At 51.4% G+C, this 18,530-nt stretch carries 17 protein-coding genes; 12 read left to right on the plus strand and 5 right to left on the minus strand.

The features are described 5' to 3' along the window. The first annotated feature begins 13 nt into the window (after positions 1-13). The 4 genes from ACN0TT_RS03645 (at position 14) to ACN0TT_RS03660 (ending at position 5,943) form a co-directional block, all read left to right on the plus strand. On the plus strand, positions 14-3,550 hold the full coding sequence (locus ACN0TT_RS03645; RefSeq protein WP_417760784.1) for a PAS domain S-box protein: 3,537 nt from the start codon (positions 14-16) through the stop codon (positions 3,548-3,550). Continuing rightward, positions 3,520-4,479 carry a response regulator gene (locus ACN0TT_RS03650; RefSeq protein ID WP_417760785.1) on the plus strand — a complete coding sequence of 320 codons (960 nt, stop codon included), beginning with the start codon at positions 3,520-3,522 and terminating at the stop codon, positions 4,477-4,479. Before ACN0TT_RS03645 ends, ACN0TT_RS03650 begins: the two co-directional genes overlap by 31 nt. After that, entirely contained in the window at positions 4,476-5,456 is a 981-nt protein-coding gene (locus tag ACN0TT_RS03655) for a diguanylate cyclase (RefSeq protein ID WP_417760786.1), read from the plus strand. The genes ACN0TT_RS03650 and ACN0TT_RS03655 overlap by 4 nt, the downstream gene beginning before the upstream one ends. 172 nt (positions 5,457-5,628) lie before the next feature. Then, a complete protein-coding gene (locus ACN0TT_RS03660) occupies positions 5,629-5,943 on the plus strand; it encodes a pyrimidine/purine nucleoside phosphorylase (protein ID WP_417760787.1) in 315 nt (104 codons plus the stop codon). Between the two features lie 62 nt (positions 5,944-6,005). Here the strand turns inward: ACN0TT_RS03660 and ACN0TT_RS03665 are convergent, their stop codons facing one another. The 5 genes from ACN0TT_RS03665 to nifL form a co-directional block, all read right to left on the minus strand. Then, positions 6,006-6,563, minus strand: coding sequence for a nitrogen fixation protein NifQ (locus ACN0TT_RS03665; protein ID WP_417760788.1), 558 nt, complete (start codon positions 6,561-6,563; stop codon positions 6,006-6,008). Then, on the minus strand, positions 6,563-6,829 hold the full coding sequence (locus tag ACN0TT_RS03670; protein WP_417760789.1) for a 4Fe-4S dicluster domain-containing protein: 267 nt from the start codon (positions 6,827-6,829) through the stop codon (positions 6,563-6,565). The genes ACN0TT_RS03665 and ACN0TT_RS03670 overlap by 1 nt, the downstream gene beginning before the upstream one ends. Further along, positions 6,807-8,144, minus strand: coding sequence for a nitrogenase cofactor biosynthesis protein NifB (nifB, locus tag ACN0TT_RS03675; RefSeq protein WP_417760790.1), 1,338 nt, complete (start codon positions 8,142-8,144; stop codon positions 6,807-6,809). Before nifB ends, ACN0TT_RS03670 begins: the two co-directional genes overlap by 23 nt. A gap of 160 nt (positions 8,145-8,304) precedes the next feature. Beyond that, on the minus strand, positions 8,305-9,882 hold the full coding sequence (gene nifA / locus ACN0TT_RS03680; protein ID WP_417760791.1) for a nif-specific transcriptional activator NifA: 1,578 nt from the start codon (positions 9,880-9,882) through the stop codon (positions 8,305-8,307). A 7-nt stretch (positions 9,883-9,889) separates the two neighbouring features. Then, entirely contained in the window at positions 9,890-11,419 is a 1,530-nt protein-coding gene (gene nifL, locus ACN0TT_RS03685) for a nitrogen fixation negative regulator NifL (RefSeq protein ID WP_417760792.1), read from the minus strand. A 395-nt stretch (positions 11,420-11,814) separates the two neighbouring features. Between nifL and ACN0TT_RS03690 the strand changes: the two genes are divergently transcribed. From ACN0TT_RS03690 to ACN0TT_RS03725, 8 genes are all read left to right on the plus strand, one after another. Beyond that, on the plus strand, positions 11,815-12,825 hold the full coding sequence (locus ACN0TT_RS03690; protein ID WP_417760793.1) for an alpha/beta fold hydrolase: 1,011 nt from the start codon (positions 11,815-11,817) through the stop codon (positions 12,823-12,825). A 362-nt stretch (positions 12,826-13,187) separates the two neighbouring features. Next, the gene (rsxA, locus tag ACN0TT_RS03695; protein ID WP_417760794.1) at positions 13,188-13,763 is read left to right on the plus strand and encodes an electron transport complex subunit RsxA; all 576 of its coding nucleotides are present in this window, start codon (positions 13,188-13,190) and stop codon (positions 13,761-13,763) included. Between the two features lie 12 nt (positions 13,764-13,775). Next, complete coding sequence (locus ACN0TT_RS03700; RefSeq protein WP_417760795.1) at positions 13,776-14,306, plus strand: RnfABCDGE type electron transport complex subunit B; 531 nt, start codon at positions 13,776-13,778, stop codon at positions 14,304-14,306. Between the two features lie 9 nt (positions 14,307-14,315). Further along, positions 14,316-15,803 (plus strand): electron transport complex subunit RsxC, encoded by a 1,488-nt coding sequence (rsxC, locus tag ACN0TT_RS03705; protein ID WP_417760796.1) that lies wholly within the window; start codon positions 14,316-14,318, stop codon positions 15,801-15,803. Beyond that, entirely contained in the window at positions 15,800-16,798 is a 999-nt protein-coding gene (locus ACN0TT_RS03710) for an RnfABCDGE type electron transport complex subunit D (RefSeq protein WP_417760797.1), read from the plus strand. The genes rsxC and ACN0TT_RS03710 overlap by 4 nt, the downstream gene beginning before the upstream one ends. Then, positions 16,798-17,421, plus strand: coding sequence for an RnfABCDGE type electron transport complex subunit G (locus ACN0TT_RS03715; protein ID WP_417760968.1), 624 nt, complete (start codon positions 16,798-16,800; stop codon positions 17,419-17,421). The genes ACN0TT_RS03710 and ACN0TT_RS03715 overlap by 1 nt, the downstream gene beginning before the upstream one ends. Then, positions 17,405-18,127: an electron transport complex subunit E gene (locus tag ACN0TT_RS03720; RefSeq protein ID WP_417760798.1), complete on the plus strand. Its 723-nt coding sequence runs from the start codon at positions 17,405-17,407 to the stop codon at positions 18,125-18,127. Before ACN0TT_RS03715 ends, ACN0TT_RS03720 begins: the two co-directional genes overlap by 17 nt. Continuing rightward, the gene (locus tag ACN0TT_RS03725) at positions 18,124-18,390 is read left to right on the plus strand and encodes an RnfH family protein (protein WP_417760799.1); all 267 of its coding nucleotides are present in this window, start codon (positions 18,124-18,126) and stop codon (positions 18,388-18,390) included. The genes ACN0TT_RS03720 and ACN0TT_RS03725 overlap by 4 nt, the downstream gene beginning before the upstream one ends. Positions 18,391-18,530: the final 140 nt, after the last annotated feature.

An 18,530-nucleotide genomic window follows, 5' to 3' on the forward strand; every position in this document is an offset into this window, starting at 1 on the left:
GGAGGGCAACGTAGTGGGTTCATGGCTATCGCGTTTACACCAACATCGCTGGGTCATCTCTACACTAATCAGTGGGTTGCTGCTGACATTATTTGCATCGACTATTGTGCGTGATGTCAATCAACACCACATTGTCGAGTCCATCAATGACACGGCAGAGCCGTTATTGCAGCGAATCGTTGACCGCTTCAATCGTTATCAATACGGCTTGCAGGAAGCGCGTATTGCGGTGCTTGCCGGTGGTAACCTCGATGTGCCATTAGATGATTTTAGGCGGCTCGGTCAAACCATTGACTTGGAAGGCAGTTTTCCGGGTAGCCGCGGCTTTGGTTTTGTACGGCGAGTGCCAGCGAGTGATGTCACAGCGTTTATCGAGCAGATGCACGCTGAAGGCCGCAGCGATTTCGAATTGAAGGAGTTTTCCCCGAACAGTGGTGAGCGATTTATTCTGCAGTATTTAGAGCCTTACCAAGTCAGTACCAATCTACAAGCCATTGGAACCGATATTGCTTCAGAAACGCGGCGTCGGCAAACCGCTGTGGCAGCCATGCTATCTGGGCAGATTCGGATTACCCCGCCTATCCGTTTTAGACTCACGGTTCCTCGACCTGATGACTCGTTTTTGATGTTGATGCCCGTCTACGAAAATGGGGTAACGCCCAGCAGCTTTGAGGAGCGCCAGCTAACCTGTTTTGGCTGGCTAGTGGCACCGTTAGAACTTGCTCAAGTGTTACAAGGGCTAGTGCCTTCCTCAGAAATCATGTTGTTTTCTCTGCAAGATGTCACGGAGGGGATTGACGAAAAACCATTCTTTACCAATGGTGCTGCTGAGGGGCTCCATCAGTTTGACCGCGATATCGCTATGATGGGACGGGTGTGGCGCTTTCATATCAGTGTCGGGCCGGAATATATCAAACGGTTACATCTATTCCCCGAGTTACTCATCAGTTTTGTCGGAGTCATGATTACCATTCTTGCGGCGGTCTCGGTGAATTTGTTCAACAGCCAGATCAGCAGCCGTCGTAAGTTGCTGCAGGAACAAACCAAGCTACATGCCATTGTTGAAAGCTCCGCTGATGCCATTATCGGTAAAACCATCGATGGTACTGTGATGAGTTGGAACAGCGGCGCCGAGAAGATCTTTGGTTTTACGGCAGATGAAGCCATAGGTAAGCCACTAAAATCATTGATTATTCCTGAACGGTTGTGCTCAGAGGAGGATGAGATCCTCCGTCGGATTCGCCAAGGCGAAACCGTTCACATCTACGAGAGTATGCGTCGTTGCAAAGATGGGCATGAAATTCCGATAGCCTCCACCGTATCGCCAATTTTTGCTACCGATGGCAGCGTGGTGGGCGCCGCTAAAACGGTGCGTGATATCTCCAAGCAGAAAAAAGCTGATGCCAAAATCCGAGAGTTAAATAGCAATTTGGAACATCAAGTTGTCCAGCGCACAGCGGAGCTGGCCGAAGTCAATCTACTCTTTAAAACTGTGCTGGCTGCCGCTTCAGAGTTTGGCATTATTGCTACTGATACCAGCGGCGTTATCCAGTTTTTCAACCAAGGTGCCGAGCGCATGTTGGGCTATACCGCGCAAGAGGTGGTTGGCAAACAAACGCCAGAGCTTTTCCATGATAAGCAGGAATTACAAGCCCATGCTGACCGATTACTGCAGGAAATAGGCGATGTTGTGAGTGGCTTTGATATCTTTGTTTATAAAGCTAAAAGTGGTAGCAATGAGGCGGAATATCAAGCGTGGACCTACATTGCTAAAGATGGCCGTCACTTCCCCGTTCGCTTGGTAGTCACTGCCATGCGTGATGAGAAAAACGATATTGTTGGCTATTTGGGAATCGCTTCTGACATCACTGAAGAAAAGGCGGCAGAGGCTGCGCTGCACGAAGCTCAGGAGCAGTTACTCACCTCATCGCAAACACTGCTCACCGCATCACGCACCGCGGGGCTGGGCATTTGGCAGATCCAATATAGCGACTACTCGGTGACCTGGAACGATAAAATGTATGAGTTGTACCACCAGCAGCAAAATGCCGAGCCGATGACCTTTGACCGCTGGGCAGCTATGGTGCATCCCGATGATATTGAGGCTGTACTGGCGGTAGTAGAGAATGCCCAAAAAGAGGAGGAAGAGTACAGCATTGCATTTCGGGTGGTACTCGAGAATGGTAATGAACGCATTGTTCAAGGAGCGGCCACCATTGAGTGTGATGTCAATGGCCTGCCACTGCGAATGATCGGTATTAATATCGACATCACTGAAGATCGGCGCTTAAAGCAAAGTCTGATTGAAGCCAAAGAGCGTGCCGATGCCGCCAGCGAGGCTAAGTCGATGTTTTTAGCTAACATGAGCCATGAAATTCGTACGCCAATGAATGCCGTGTTGGGCATGTTGCAGCTCTTGCTAAAAACGTCACTGCAACCTAAGCAGCGCGATTTTGCCGCCAAAGCCCGCATGGCCGCGACTTCGTTGCTTACGTTGCTCAACGATATTTTAGATTACTCGAAAATTGAATCGGGCAAGTTGGAAATCGACCCCTATCCATTCGATTTCAACGAATTAATGCAGCATCTAGCGGTGGTGATGACCGGCAACCTACGTGATAAATCTATTGAGTTGCTGTTCGACTTTGATGAGCGCATGCCGCCGCATCTGATCGGTGATGAACTGCGTATTCAGCAAGTGCTCATGAACCTGCTCAGTAATGCCATCAAGTTTACGGAGACGGGCGAAGTTATTGTCAAAACGCGGTTGGTGTCCCTCAGCGATGACGGGGAAGCAACGATAACATTTAGTATTAAAGATACTGGGATAGGGATTTCTGCCGAACAGCAGTCGCGTATCTTTGATGGCTTCACCCAAGCGGAAGCCTCCATCACGCGGCGTTTTGGCGGTACCGGTTTAGGGTTGGTGATCTGCCGCCAATTGGTGGCGTTAATGGGTGGTGAATTGCTGTTATCGAGTGAGTTGGGCAAAGGCAGCTGCTTTAGCTTTACGCTGACATTGCCCGTCAATCAAGATATTGAATGGCAGCCTGAGCACATTGCTAGCCAGCCGAAACTGCTAGTGGTGGATGATAATCCCGTATCGCGTCGTTTAGCTACGGAATCGCTGCTGCGTCTTAAGGCCAAAGTGGATGCGGTGGATAATGGCGATGCCGCGCTGCACCTGCTCAAGCAAGCAGAGCAGCAAGGCGAACCTTATGATTGTGTGTTGCTCGATTGGTTGATGCCACACATGGATGGTGTCACCTTGGCGATGAGTATTCGCGAGCAAGTTGCGTTGCCAAACCTGCCCAAAATGATCCTGCTCAGTGCCGCAAATCACGAAGATCTGCCGACGTTATCCGCCAGCAGTCCATTTGATGCGGTGCTATCAAAACCGATCACTATCTCCCATCTCGCACAGGCCGTCACCAATGTATTGGCTGGCATCAGTACGATTGAGACTGATATTGAACATGAAGCACCGAGCGCTAGCCTACTTGGCTGCGCGTGTTACTGGTGGAAGATAATAGCTTTAACCAAGCGGTAGCGACCGAACTGCTGACGGGCGAAGGTGCGGAAGTGACACTGGCGGTTGATGGTCAAGATGGCGTCAATCAATTACGGCAACATCCAGAAGCCTTTGATGTGGTGTTGATGGATATGCAGATGCCGAAGATGGATGGTCTGACGGCGACTCGACTGCTGCGCCAAGACCCACGCTTTGCCGACCTACCGATTGTGGCGATGACTGCCAACGTGAGTCAGCAAGATCGCGATGCCTGCCATGAGGCGGGCATGAACGAACATCTGGCGAAGCCGTTGGACTTTCCTGAAGTGGTCGCCACGTTACAGCGCTTAACCGCGCGAGCGCCTGTACCCGTCAATGAGGCTAATCAAACCACGGACCCTCTGGCTAAAATATTGCAACGTTTCGGCGGCAATGTGGCGCTTTACCGAAAATTGCTGGTGGAGTTTAAGCAGTCATTTACGGAGTCATTGCAGCAGTTGGACGCGGCGATTAACGCCCAGCAATGGCCGCAAGTACAGACTATACTGCATACCATGAAGGGGACATCTGGCACGGCGGGATTAGTGTCGCTTTATGATGCGATTGTCGAGCTAGAGCGTCATAACAAGCAGCAGTCGCCCTCAGAGTTGCAAGTGACGATGGCCGATTGCGTGGCACAGCTGACAAACTTATCTGCGCACGAGTATCAACAGATACAGCAGCAGCTCGCTGGCAAGGCGGAGCAAAGTACCAGCCCCGTGGCACAAGTCGATCTGCCGCAATTGTTGAGTGAACTGTTGGAAAGCTTGCAGGTGGGTAACATGAAAGCGATAGATCTGGCTGAACAATTGGTAGCGCAGATAGATGAGTCCCACCAGGATGCCGCCCAACAGCTGTTACAGATGACGGAGAATCTGCAATTTGAGCTAGCCGTGGCACAGCTTAAAGAATTGATGGAGCAGTTATGAAACGTAATGCCGTAATCGAGCAATATTACCGTAATGGATTAAGGCCAGTATTGCTGGTGGTTGACGATCAACCCATTAATATTCGCGCTTTACATGAAGTGTTTAAAGCGGATTTTGATGTGCTGATGGCTACCAACGGTGAAAGTGCGATTCAGCAAGCGATTCAGCATCGTCCCGATGTGATTCTCCTCGATATTGTCATGCCGGGCATGGATGGTTATCAAGTGTGTGAAACCCTCAATCACACTGAGGCTACGCAAGATATTCCGGTGATTTTTGTTACCGCGGAAACCGAATCCGACGTAGAAGCCCGTGGTTTTCAGGTGGGGGCGGTGGACTTTATTACCAAGCCATTTAATCCGCTGGTGGTCAGCGCGCGGGTGATGACGCACCTGACGCTGAAATTGCAGATGGATATGATGCGCAATATGGCGTTGGTGGATGGTTTGACAGGCTTGTTCAATCGGCGCCGCTTTGATGAAGCACTCAACGCCAATTGGCACCTGTGTTTACGTGAACAGCGTAGCTTAGCGTTGATCATGTTAGATGTGGATTTCTTCAAACGTTATAACGACAACTACGGTCATCTAGCGGGCGACGCCTGCTTACGCAAAGTGGCCGATGCGGTGAAACAATCAGTGCGGCGCTCGGCTGATATCTGTTGCCGTTATGGTGGTGAAGAGTTTGCTTGCTTGATGCCCTTTACCGACGCTGCCGGTGCACGTTCCTGCGCAGAGCGCATAATCACAAATATTGCGGTGTTACAGTTACCGCATGAAACCTCCGATGCCGCCTCAATTGTTACCGTCAGCATTGGCATTAGCTGCATGACACCCCATGACGACGCGAGTGCACCGCAACTGCTGCAAAACGCCGATGCGGCTTTATATCAAAGTAAACAGCAGGGACGTAACCGCATTAACACTTGGTCAGGCCCCGCAGCTGAGCAATCCCTTGCTGCTTCATCTGGTCGTTAATGACATAATTTCTGTTGTTTATTTAATGAAATCGCATAAATTATCACTATTTGATAATCAAACGAGTTTTTTGTTAGCGTGTGGTTTGTAAGCGCTTGGTGGTCATCGCCGCTTTCGGCACACTGCTGCGCAGTAATCATGATTAAGCACGTTAATAATTTGGGGAGTCGTAATGGCGCAATTTGATAATGTAAGTGTGACTAAGCAAGCCAATGTGTATTTTGATGGCAAGGTCACTAGCCGCAAAGTGACCTTTGCTGATGGCAGCGTAAAAACCTTAGGCATTATGCAACCGGGGGAGTACGAGTTTGGTACTGCAGCGGCGGAGCTGATGGAGATCACTGCCGGAGATCTAGAGATTTTGCTGCCGAATAGCACTGAGTGGCAAAAAGTCGTGGGTGGTGAAAGCTTCAACGTGCCAGCCAATGCCAGCTTTAAATTGAAAATCTATCAACTCACCGATTACTGCTGTTCCTACCTCGACTAATCCGCCTGTTGGGGGCACCGAGCAAGGTGTGAATATCCTCCACTGATGTTATTCGCACTTTGCTAGCTTTCTGGGCCAAAGCATTCGGCGTAAGTGCTGCATTGCTCGCAACTGGGCGCGCGGCACACATAGTCACCGCCACGCTCACACAATTGCTTATACAGAAAACGCTTCCAGCGCATATTACGATCATTGCGTTGAAACAATGCCGGAAAGTACCACGCAAACAGCTGGCTCAAGCGAGGACGTTCGGGCAGGCCGAGGTCTTTCCACAAATGTTGACTGCCCAAGCAACCGTAGCCGATGACTGTCGCGGCTAACTGCTGGTAATGCGCTTGTGGGTTGATATGTTGCTGCAACAGTTGCAGCAACTCTTGTAACTCTTGTTCGCGCATTACCACTAAGTCTTTGCGCAACTGGCGCACAGGGCTTTGGTGTTGCGCGGGGTCAATCGAGAGCGGTGCTCCTGCGTTAGCAAAGTCATCGCTTAGCGCTTGAAAACCTATGGCATCCAGCCCCAACCACGGCGGAAATGCGGTTAACCCTTGCTGATAACTTTGGCAAATTGGTCGCCAGAATTGCATTAACTCTTGGGCTTGGCTGTAGGCCGCCGTTGTCATTATTGCCCCCTTAGTTGCATTGGAATACCGGTTAAGCTGCCAAGGGGATTCACGGCGATGGCGAGTTCATCAACAATTGCCAGCTCCACCGGGCAGATAGTGGCGCATTGCGGGGTGGCGTATTGATCTTCGCAGCCAGTACAACGGCGAGGATGGATCATAAACTGCTGTGGATTATCTGGATCGGCAAATACGGCATTGTTAGGGCACGCCAATGAACAGGCGTGGCAGCCAACGCATTGCTCAGTAATGGCATACTTCATCATTGTGCTCCTGTGGTTGGCTCGGTTGCTGTTGCAGTGCCAACTGTTGTAATGCCTTGCCGATGGCTTGATAGGCAAAGTCGACATTGGGTGTGATCCCCAGTTGTTCTAAGGTGCGCCATGGGCTAATACCAATACGGGCACTGAGCACCATCTGGCAATCGCTGATAGTGTTAAACAGCGCTTGTTTATCGCTTTCCTCTTCGGGGCATTCACTGGCACCGCTGCAATATTGCGCCACTTGCCGCCGCTCCAGCAGGTTGAAGCGGTTATTGCGGTGATCCAACTGGTAGATTTCAAATTGGCGCGCATGGCCAAAGTGAGTGCTTAGCAGCGGCTCGCCATTGGTGGCTACTGCTACGCGCAGTGCGGCTGTCTGTGGTGTCGGTTCGTCTGTGGCCTCGCTAGAGCAACCGCCTAACGTGCCCACGGCATCAGCACGACATTGCTGGCAATGGGTCATCTGCGCCATAAATTGGCCGGAGGCGTTACGCGCCAGTGTGAGTTCTTCCTCGGTGGGGCCACGCTGTCCTGTCATGCCAAAGTAGGTGCCGTGTTCGGCCGCGGAGATCAGCGGCATAATATTGTGCAGCAGCGCGCCGCGTGCTTTCACCGCATCAGACAGGGCAGCAATGTGTTGGTCGTTGATCCCCGGGATCAATACCGTATTCACTTTTACTAACATGCCCAGTTTGGCGGCGGCTTCCAGCCCAGCCAGCTGATTACCAATCAAACGCTCCGCTGCGGCCAAGCCGCGCAATCTTTGATGATCGTAGTAGACCCATGGATAGATCTTGGCGGCCACTGTTGGGTCGATGGTGTTAATGGTGATGGTGAGATGGTGTACGCCGTGGGCGGCGAGCTCGGCAGCGTATTCGGCCAGCATCAAACCGTTAGTTGAAATACACAACTGTGCTGTGGGGTCTTCTGCCCGAATAAGCTTGAGCGCACTAAAGGTTGCTTTTGGATTCGCCAGCGCGTCACCAGGGCCAGCGATACCGACCACGGTCAGGTTTGGCGCCCGTTTTTTGATGGCTTTAAACTGTTTGAGTGCGCCATGTGGGTCAACTAAATGCGATACCACACCGGGGCGCGATTCATTGCTGCAATCATATTTGCGGTTACAGTAATTACATTGAATGTTACATGCAGGCGCTACCGGCAGATGCATCCGCGCATATTGATGCGCCTGTTTGGAGTAACAGGGATGGCGCTCGATCTGTTGTTGTATCTCTTTGGGAAGCAAGTGACTGACAGAACCGCTTGGGGCGGCTGCCGTTGCACAAGTTGACTGACGCTCATCGACACGATGTTCCATAAAGACCTCTGGCATGCAAAAACACGATACTGCCTCAAGGTTGCAAGCTCTGTTCCGTTACTCCTGCTTATATAAATCATGCAGTTAGCTAGTCTTATTGGTGTTTGTGTCATGTCCGTTGACGACAATTGTCGCAAACGCGACAAGCACCGAAACAGGCTTACAACTCCTTCATTTCGATGTTCATAATTTGGATGCGATAGGCAATTTGCCGTGGTGTCATGTTGAGCAGACGTGCGGCTTTGGCTTTCACCCAGCCAGAGCGTTCCAGCGCATCAATGACCTGTTCCCGTTCATCTAACACTCGTTCTCGCACCATTGGTGCGCCATTGTGTGGGCTCGATGGCAGTGGCACTTTGCTGAGGCTAGCACTCGCTTGGCCAACGGTTTCTAACTGGCTAAAGCTCACGAGCTCAGGGCCAATCGTGCCGGACTCACTGAGCACTGAGGCGCGCTCGAGGGTGTTTTCCAGCTCCCGCACGTTGCCCGGCCAGCTGTAGGCCATCATGGCACGCACGGCACTGTCGGTCAGTGACAATTCGCGTTGTTGAGCCAGCCCTAGCCGTTTAATCATATGTTCGGCTAACTCGGGCAGATCCTCGGTACGTTCCCGCAATGGTGGCAGGTACATCGGCATGACATTGAGGCGATAATACAGATCTTCACGAAATGTGCCCTGACTGACCTCCTCCTCGAGATTACGGTTAGTGGCAGCAATAATGCGTACATTGACTGAAATGGTGCTGGTACCGCCAACACGTTCAAACTCTTTTTCCTGCAATACGCGCAGCAGTTTGGCTTGAAAGGCTGGGCTAGTCTCCCCAATCTCGTCGAGGAAAATAGTGCCATTGTGCGCCATCTCAAAGCGGCCTTTGCGCTGTTTTACCGCGCCAGTAAAGGCGCCTTTTTCGTGCCCAAATAACTCAGATTCCAGCAGGTTATCGGGCAGGGCGGCGCAGTTGAGTTTAATAAATGGGTTGTTGGCACGCGGCGAATTGTAGTGAATCGCATTCGCCACCAACTCTTTACCGGTGCCCGATTCTCCACGTAGTAACACGGTCGAATCCCAGCGTGATACTAAGCGGATCTGTTCGAAGATCTGCCGCATCGCTTTGGTGTGACCGACGAGATTTTTAAAACTGTAATTGTTGCGCACCTTGCGACGCAGACCATCGCGTTCGTCCACCAGCTGTTTTTCTTTGGTTTCGACTTTATAGGCCAGCTGTACGTTTTTGGCGATCAGATTGGCCACCATCTCCAAAAAGCGCGATAGGGCACTAAGCTCCGCATCGCCACACATTGGCGGTTGCGCTGACAGTGCCCCAACCACCTTATTATTACCATCACGCAAGGGCACGCAGATATACGGTTTGTCGTAATCGTACAGCGCTAACTTATCGGCAAAACGCGAGTCGTGGCCGATTTGGCGGATCACAATCGCGCTGCCGTGCTGAAGCACTTCGCCGACAATCCCTTCGCCCACTTTGTAGAACACCGGTTTATCGTCACTGGCGAGCGGTTGACTAGGATTGTGCAGCGATTTAATCATCAAAATATCGCGTTCTTCATCCAGCAGCGTCAACATGCCGCACAGCAATTTGCATTGATTGTGCAGTATTTTCAGTACGTTATTGGTTGACTCTGCATAGTTTAAGCTGCTGTTGAGCTCGCTACTGATGCTGTACATCGCTGCTAACAGTTGGCGCTCTAGGTCAAATAACGATATCTCTAACCCCATAAGCCCCTCACCAACTATGTTTTGGGAATGTTAGGCAGATACAGGCTCCGCCCAGTTGCTGACTGTCACTGATTGAGATGGTCGCCGAGTGCTCATTGAGCACTTGCTGCACAATCGACAAGCCGATACCCCGACATCCCGATTGATGCCGTGGCTTGGTGCTGTAGAACGGTTGAAACACTTTAAGGCGGATCTGTTCGTCCACGCCTGCGCCGCTGTCTTCAACAATAATGCTGATGTCGTTGTCGTCTTCAACGGTGCTGATCTGCAAGGTACGCTCATCTTTTTTCGATGCCTGAATGGCATCAATGGCGTTGTCGATAATCTGTTTCAGTGCCAACACTAAGCGGTGTGGCATGCCAGAAATCGACGCCAATGTGGGCGACAGCGACAGCGCTAAGTGGGTACTGGTGAGTAGCAGCTCATCGGTGCTGATGGCGGTAGCATCGCGTACCACTTGGTTGATATTGACGGGCTGAAAGGCCTCGTTGCTGCGCTCAGGGATCGCTTGTTTGATCTCATTCATCGCATCAACGGCATTGATCATCGCTTCATCCATGGCGCTTAACCCAGGGCAAGCATGACTGGTTTTTTTGAGGATCTTCACCGCCGACTCAATCATATTGAACGGCCCCTGCAATTGATGCAGTGTTGCCATCAGCGCTTCTTGCATGGCGTGTACGTAGCGGTTGTCGCTAGCCATCAGTTTGACCGAGTGAATGCGGCGCTCCTCTACCAGCAGTTTTTCCTTGGTGCGATCGCTGATCGCCACCACGTTGTAGTACTCATCTGCCGGATGAAAATAGGCTTCAGCGGTGGTGTCAGTGACCGGGATTTTTGCCAGTGCGTAATCAAACCAACGCTCGCCCGATGGCCCGTCTTGTTCAATGTGGATGCCTTTATAGCGGCTAGGACGCGAGCCAATAAAAGCATCAATACTGTTGATGCCGCTCTCCTCTTTGAGGCTATCGGCTAATAAGGTAATCGGTGATTGTTGAATGCTACTGGCGAGCTGTTCAAAGCGACGGTTACTGAACAGCACTCGGTGTTGGTTGTCGATCATGGCAATGGCTATCGGCACCGAATTCAGCACCGCCTGAAACATGGTGAACTGGTTTTTTTGATGCGTTTGCAGCTCGTGCTGTTCGGTAATGTCTTTATGAATGGAGTAATACAGCTGTGAGCCATCTTGGCAGCGAAAGCCTGATATCGAGATGTCGGCAATATAAGGTTGGCCATTTTTGCGTTTATTGATCAGTTGGCCGTGCCAGTGTTCGCCACGGGTAATCGCTCCCCATAAACTGTCGTACACACTGCGCGGTGTGGCTTTGTAGGACAACATTGAGCAGTTATTACCAATCAACTCATGTTGTTGATAGCCAGTGATATCGGCAAAGGTTTTATTGATGCGCAGCAGCTTACCGGATTTATCGGTAATGCTAATGGCAATGGGCGCAAACTGCAGGATCTGTTCAAAGGCTTCTAAACCAATTTCCGGCGTTGGCAACAGTTGCTGCATTTCATGTGGTTGTTCCATTAGCCTTCCTTATGTTGTCGCACTTGGTATGCTAACAATGAGTGCATAAATTAGACCATTATCTGCACCGTGTTCGGTTAACATGCTGATATACATGAGTTAATGAAGATATTTTACCTTTGTTTGATTTAGCACAATTTTGCTTGGTCAAATTGGCTTTGTCGTAAAGCCGACAAAGCGATTAGCCACATATACGCGGCGCATATCGCACTTAAGCAAGCCCTTAAGTTGTGCCGTCATGTGTCAAATTGGTGCAAATTTGCACAATCTTGCTGGCGACAAAAACGAGCAACAAAGGTCAACAGCCCCTCGGAGAATCTGCTAAATTAGCATTCATCTTCGGCTAACCTCTGAGTGTTAGCCTGTCTCTCCCCAAGTTATCAAGGAGTTACGTAATGGTAAGGACATGGCGAGCGCTGTTGGCGCTGACCTTATGGGCAAGTTTTTCGAGCCAAGCAGCAGAGCCTGCTGTGTATGGCGCAGAATTAGAAGGCTTTGATTACCCTTGGCCAGTCAAACAGTTTCAATTTGAGTCGCAACGCACCCAGCTGCATATGGCCTATATGGATGTGCAAGCGAAGCAGCCTAATGGGCACACGGTGGTGATGCTGCATGGCAAAAACTTTTGTGCTGCCACCTGGCAGGACAGCATCACTGCATTAACAGACGCAGGCTATCGAGTGATTGCCGCTGACCAGATCGGTTTTTGCAAGTCGAGCAAACCTGAAGCTTATCAATACAGTTTCCAACAGTTAGCCGCTAATACTCATGCGTTGCTGGCATCACTGAACATTGATAAAGCGATTGTGATGGGCCACTCCACGGGTGGCATGTTAGGCATACGCTATGCGCTGCAATATCCAGACGAAACAGAGCAACTGGTGTTGGTTAACCCCATCGGTTTAGAAGATTGGAAAGTGAAGGGGGTACCGTTTAATGATGTCGACGCTTGGTATCAAAGCGAGCTGAAAAAGACCGATACTGGCATCCGCAATTATGAGCGCAACACCTATTATGCAGGCGAATGGCGCGACGATTATGAGCCGTGGGTGCAGATGTTAGCAGGTATGTATCGCGGTGAAGGCAAAGAGATTGTGGCGTGGAACTCCGCGTTGCTGTACGACATGATTTATACCCAGCCAGTGTATTACGAGTTTGAGCAGATCCAAGTGCCGACCCTGTTGATGATTGGTGAAAAAGATACCACGGCAATTGGTAAAGCGTTGGCGCCTGAGCCGATTCGCAAAACCCTAGGTAACTATCCGGTATTGGCGCGTGAAGCGGCTAAGCGCATGCCGCATTCCACGCTAGTGTTGTTCCCTAACTACGGCCATGCGCCGCAGATGCAGGCGCCGAAAGAGTTTCATCAAAAATTGCTGACACAGTTAATTGGCAGTAAATCTTAATGAAGCAATGTATCGCAGGCGAGTGAGGCTCAAAACCGCCATGCCTGCATAGTTTGGGGGCCGTTTCCCCGCGCTAAATCTGTTATGAAAACCACAGTTGATCCATCGGTCACCTGTGGTTTTTTATTCGCACTATTCAAGCCGCGCCTGTGGCGCTTCTGCTGAGGCGTTACTCCTTCGCATGCCATGCCAATGCTGTCGCAGCTTTGTTAGCTTTACGACAATGCTTGTGTGTTGCTGTTTTTCGTAAAAATCAACAAAGTCATTATTTAACAGTGTGTTAATGCTAGTTATTTGTTCTCTTTTCACTGGCATAGGCTATGCAATTCCCCCTAGCAACGGATGTATTAGGGAGATAGGCAATGTCTGACGGGCTGTTAATTTTTCTGGGGGCTGCTTTTGTCAATAACGTGGTGTTAGCCAAGTTCTTAGGACTTTGCCCGTTTATGGGGGTGTCCAGCAAGGTTGATAGTGCGGTTGGCATGGGGCTGGCCACCACCTTTGTATTAACCCTCGCAGCCATGCTTAGTTGGGTGCTAGAAGTCGCGGTATTGCAGCCGCTCAACCTGCAGTTTATGCGCATCATCGTGTTTATCTTAGTGATTGCCGCCGTAGTGCAACTTACCGAGCTCTATGTCAAAAAAAGCTTTCCTGCGCTTTATCAATCCCTTGGCGTGTTCCTGCCATTGATTACCACCAACTGTGCCGTGCTGGGCGTGGCATTGCTGGCGGTGCAGGAACAACTCAGTTTTATGCAGACTTTTATGTACAGTTTTGGCTCCTCCATCGGCTTTATGGTGGTGCTGGTGCTGTTTGCTGGGCTACGCAGTCAGCTCAGTCTCAATCGTATCCCCGCTGCGTTTAAAGGTAACCCGATTGCCTTTATTACCGCGGGATTGTTGTCAATGGCCTTTATGGGTTTTGCCGGCATTGTGTAACGGGAGCGACAGATGATGATAGCAACGGTGATTTTCTTTGTGCTGCTGGGGGCGGTACTCGGGGCAGCGTTGGGTTATGCCTCACAGGTATTCAAGGTGGAAAGTCATCCACTGGTGGACAGCATTGAGGCGATTATGCCTGGTGGTCAGTGTGGCCAATGCGGCGTGGCTGGATGCCGACAAGCGGCAGAAGCTATGGTACGCGGTGAGCTTAACCCCAACGCATGCCCCCTCGGCGGGCAGTCATTAACCCAGCAGATTGCTGACATGTTAGGTGTGTCAGTCACCATGAGCGATGACGATATTGAATGGGTCGCGCATATCCAAGAAGCCGAATGTTCAGGCTGTGGTCGCTGTTATAAAGCTTGCCCATTTGATGCCATTGTTGGTGCGCCCAAACAGATGCATACGGTGATTAGCGACGTATGTACTGGATGCAAACTGTGTACGCAGAGCTGTCCTCAAGGGTGTTTAACCATGGCACAAGTCAAGCCAGATACCCGCACTTGGTTCTGGCCAAAACCGCAAGTGTCGGCGGCATAAGGAGGCATTATGTTGAAGTTTCTCAGTCGGCGTTTTCGGGGGGGGATTCATCCAGAAACCTATAAGCAGCTCACCAATGAGCATGGCATTGATCAGCACTTTTGGCCGCGCAATGTGTTTCTGTCTCTGCAACTACGCAATGGTGCGATGTTAATGCCCTTGGTTAAACCGGGTGACACCGTGAGCCGTGGGCAGTTACTCGCCAAGGGGCATAATGACATGGTGGCGCCGATCCATGCGCCAGTGAATGGCGTGGTCACTGGCATTACCCCACATTTTAGCTCCCATCCGGCCAAGCTGAAATGCGACACCATCATCATTCGCGCTAATGGCGATCGCCGTTGGGGGGAGTCACATAAACCGCAGAATTATCTCACGCTCGATGCCGAGGAAATCATTGCCCGTGTGCGCGATGCCGGCATTGTTGGTCTGGGCGGTGCAGGTTTTCCGACCGTCGCTAAAATTCAGTTCGCCCGCAAAGGCGGTGCCCACACGCTAGTGATTAACGGTGGTGAATGTGAGCCTTACCTCACGTGCGATGATGTGGCGATGCAGCAGTATGCCGCCGAAGTGGTCGCCGGGGTGAAGTTGTTGCTCAAGGCCAGTGGTACCAAAAAAGCGCTGATTGGCGTGGAGGACAATAAGCCCAAGGCGCTGGAGCAGTTACGGCTGGCGGCGGCTGAGAGCGAAGAGATTGAAGTTCATGCAGCTCCCAGCATCTACCCCATGGGCTCAGAGCGACATTTGATCAAATATCTGACCGGTGCCGTGGTGCCCGCTGGTGGTCATGCAGGCATGTTGGGCATTCTGGTGCATAACATCGCCACTGCGCGCGCCGTTTATCAAGCGGTACGTTTTCAGCGGCCGTTGGTCAGTCGTGTTATCACCGTTTCTGGCAAAGGGATTGCGGCTCCTCGCAATGTGGAAGTGCCAATTGGCACTCCCGTCAGCGAATTGTTGGAATACTGCGGCGGCGTTAGCGACAGCACCGCACGCTTGCTATTTGGTGGGCCGATGATGGGGCAGGTGATCTCCTCACCGTATATTCCGATTGATAAAACCGTGGGCGGCATTCTGGCGTTGACGGAGGAAGAGGTACGGCCGCGTCCGCAAAGTGAATGTATTCGTTGTGGCCAATGTGTACGCGCCTGCCCTATGGGGCTGATGCCATTTCAAATGGTCGCTTATGCGCGACTCAATGATTTCAGCAAGACCGAGGCGCTCGGCGTCGGTCATTGTCTCTCCTGCGGCGCCTGCAGCTATGTTTGCCCGTCAGCGCTACCGCTGGTGCAGTATTTTCAATTTGCCAAAGGCTCGATCAACGCCAATCGCCTCAAGGCGCAGCGTTCGGCTACCGCAAAGCAGCTTAATGAGGAGCGGGTACTGCGCTTAGCGAAAGAGGCGGAAGCTAAAGCCGCCGCCAAAGCTGCCAAAGCTGCCAAAGCGGCAGCGCGTAAACGACCCGCCCGAGCCACTGCACAGGAGAGCGAATCATGATCGATTTTGAACCTAAATCGGGGCCGTTTGCGCACACCAGCAATAGCAGCAACCGCATCATGTATACCGTGGTACTGACCTTGTTACCCGCGGCCTTGATGGGCGTATATCAGTTCGGTATCGCCAGCTTGCAAACGCTAGTTGTGTGCTGCGTGGTAGCGATTATCGCCGAGTATATCTGCCTTAAGCTACTCGGACGGGCCACCAGTGCCTGCTTAGATGGTTCCGCATTACTTACGGGATTGTTGCTGGCGATGAGTTTACCGGCCACTGTGCCGATGTGGTTGGCTGCATTGGGTAGCGTGTTTGCCATTGTGGTTGGCAAACAGATTTATGGCGGCTTGGGGCAAAATTTATTTAATCCCGCCATGCTCGCGCGGGTCATGCTGCTTATCTGTTTTCCGGTTGAGATGACCACTTGGGCGGTACCGACGCCGATTGATTTCAGTGGTAATCAGGTCACGGTGCCATCTGCTTGGTTGCACTTTGATGGTGTCACTGCGGCTACCTCGCTCAGCGGTTTGCAGTATGAGCCTGTGTCCTTGGCGGCGCAGTTCTTTGGCAGCATTGGTGGCAGTTTAGGTGAAACCAGTGCGCTGCTGATTTTATTGGGCGGCTTAGTGTTGCTGTATCGCCGCATTATCCATTGGGCGATCCCGGTGTCGTTTATCGCCGGATTATGCCTTCCCGCTGCGCTTGCCTCATTGATTGCGCCAGACAGTTTTAGCTCACCGTTGACGCAATTGTTGAGTGGCGGCGCCATGCTCGGCGCCTTCTACATCGCCACCGATTTAGTCACGTCACCCACCAGCGTGCGCGGGCAGCTGATCTATGGTGGCCTGTGTGGCTTGTTGATCTGGCTGATCCGCAGTTTTGGTAACTATCCCGAAGGCGTGGCGTTTGCGGTGTTGATGGTGAATGCGGCCAGCCCGCTGATTGACCACTATCTGCGCCCGACGATTTTTGGCAGTAAGTCGGTGGTGGAGAAATCGTGATGCAGTTAGCTCTGGATAAATGGAAAGAAACCATCGGTTATCAAAGCGGTTTATTGGCGGCAATTTGCGGCGTAGCGGCATTGCTATTGATGACCATGGAGTTGTGGACGCGGCCGCTGATCAATCTGCGCATTGAGGAAGACCAAAACGCGTTGCTGGATGAAGTGCTCAATGGTGCCAGCTACGCCAATAAGGTGTTTGGTGAGTCGCAAACCATCACTTTGCAGCAGCGCCAATATGAGATTTTCACCGTCAAAGACGGAGCGGGAGGCGCGACCCATTATGTGGTGCGAGGAGCCGAAGAGGGCTTTAGCGGCACCATCCGCTTTCTGGTCGGGGTGGATACCGATGGGGTGATCACCGGCGTTCGCATCATCAGCCACACTGAAACGCCTGGATTGGGTGACAAGATTGAATTCGCCAAAAGCCCGTGGGTGACCGAGTTTAACCAACACTCGTTGGCGAATACGCCACTGTGGGGCGTGAAAAAAGATGGCGGCACGTTTGATCAATTTACTGGCGCCACTATTACACCGCGCGCGGTCGTAAATGGTGTCCACATCGCGATGCAGGCGCTAGCCAATAACCTTGAGGGAGCAGGTCAACATGCACAATCACAGTAATGCTCCGCAGCCCGTTGCTACTCAGCCAAATCGCTATCGGCAGATTTGGGCCGCTGGCATGTGGGATAACAATATCGTACTCAAACAATCGTTGGCACTGTGCCCGTTACTGGCGGTGACGAGCAGCGCGACTAACGGCTTGGGGCTTGGGCTCGCCACTATGGTGGTTATGGTGGCGGCCAATCTGCTGACATCACTCGCCCAAGGCATTATCAGTAAAGCGGTGCGTATTCCCGCTAACATTATCATTATTGCCACCTTGGTGACCTTGATTGATGCGCTGCTCAATGCTTGGCTGCATCCGCTGCACAAGGTGCTAGGGCTCTTTATTCCGCTCATTGTGACCAACTGCGCCATTCTTGGACGTGTTGAATCGTTCGCCAGCAAATCTGCCGCCTTGCCGTCAATGTTAGATGGCCTCGCCATGGGGCTGGGCTTCACTTGGGTGTTAACCATGCTGGGGGGAATTCGTGAGGTGATTGGCAGTGGCACTTTGTTTGCCAACGCCTCGCTACTGTTGGGACAGCATTTTGCCTTTTTGGAAACCACTGTCATTCCGGAATATCGCGGATTGCTGCTAGTGATCTTACCGCCGGGCGGCTTTTTGATCTTAGGCGCTGTATTGGCAATCAAACAGAAAACCGAGCAAGTGTTGGCCGAAAGGCGCGCCGTAGCTGCGGCTGAGGTGACAGGAGCACAATCATGAAAGTGAGTGTGGTGTATGCCAAACCGAATGAGCAGGTGTGGTTGCCAGTCAACGTGGATGAACATGCCACGCTGCTATCGGCCATTGAAGCCTCGGGTGTGTTGCGGATGTTTCCTGCCATTCGGCTCGATCAGCTCAAAGTCGGCGTGTTCGGCAAGATTTGTTCACTAGACACTGAGTTAACAGCGGGGGACCGCGTAGAGATCTATCGGTCAATTACTTGGGTCGCCCCCGATGATGATGACGAAGACGATGATGACTAAGACGACGATGACTAATTGTCAGCTTTACGACAATTTTGTCGGTTGTTATATAGGGTTTTATTAAATAATTATTATTTTTCAATTAGATATATAAGGAATGCGAATTGCAATTTAGTCAATGAACGTCCGTGAATATCTAT

The organism is Shewanella sp., assembly GCF_048265805.1.
Taxonomy (GTDB): domain Bacteria; phylum Pseudomonadota; class Gammaproteobacteria; order Enterobacterales; family Shewanellaceae; genus Shewanella.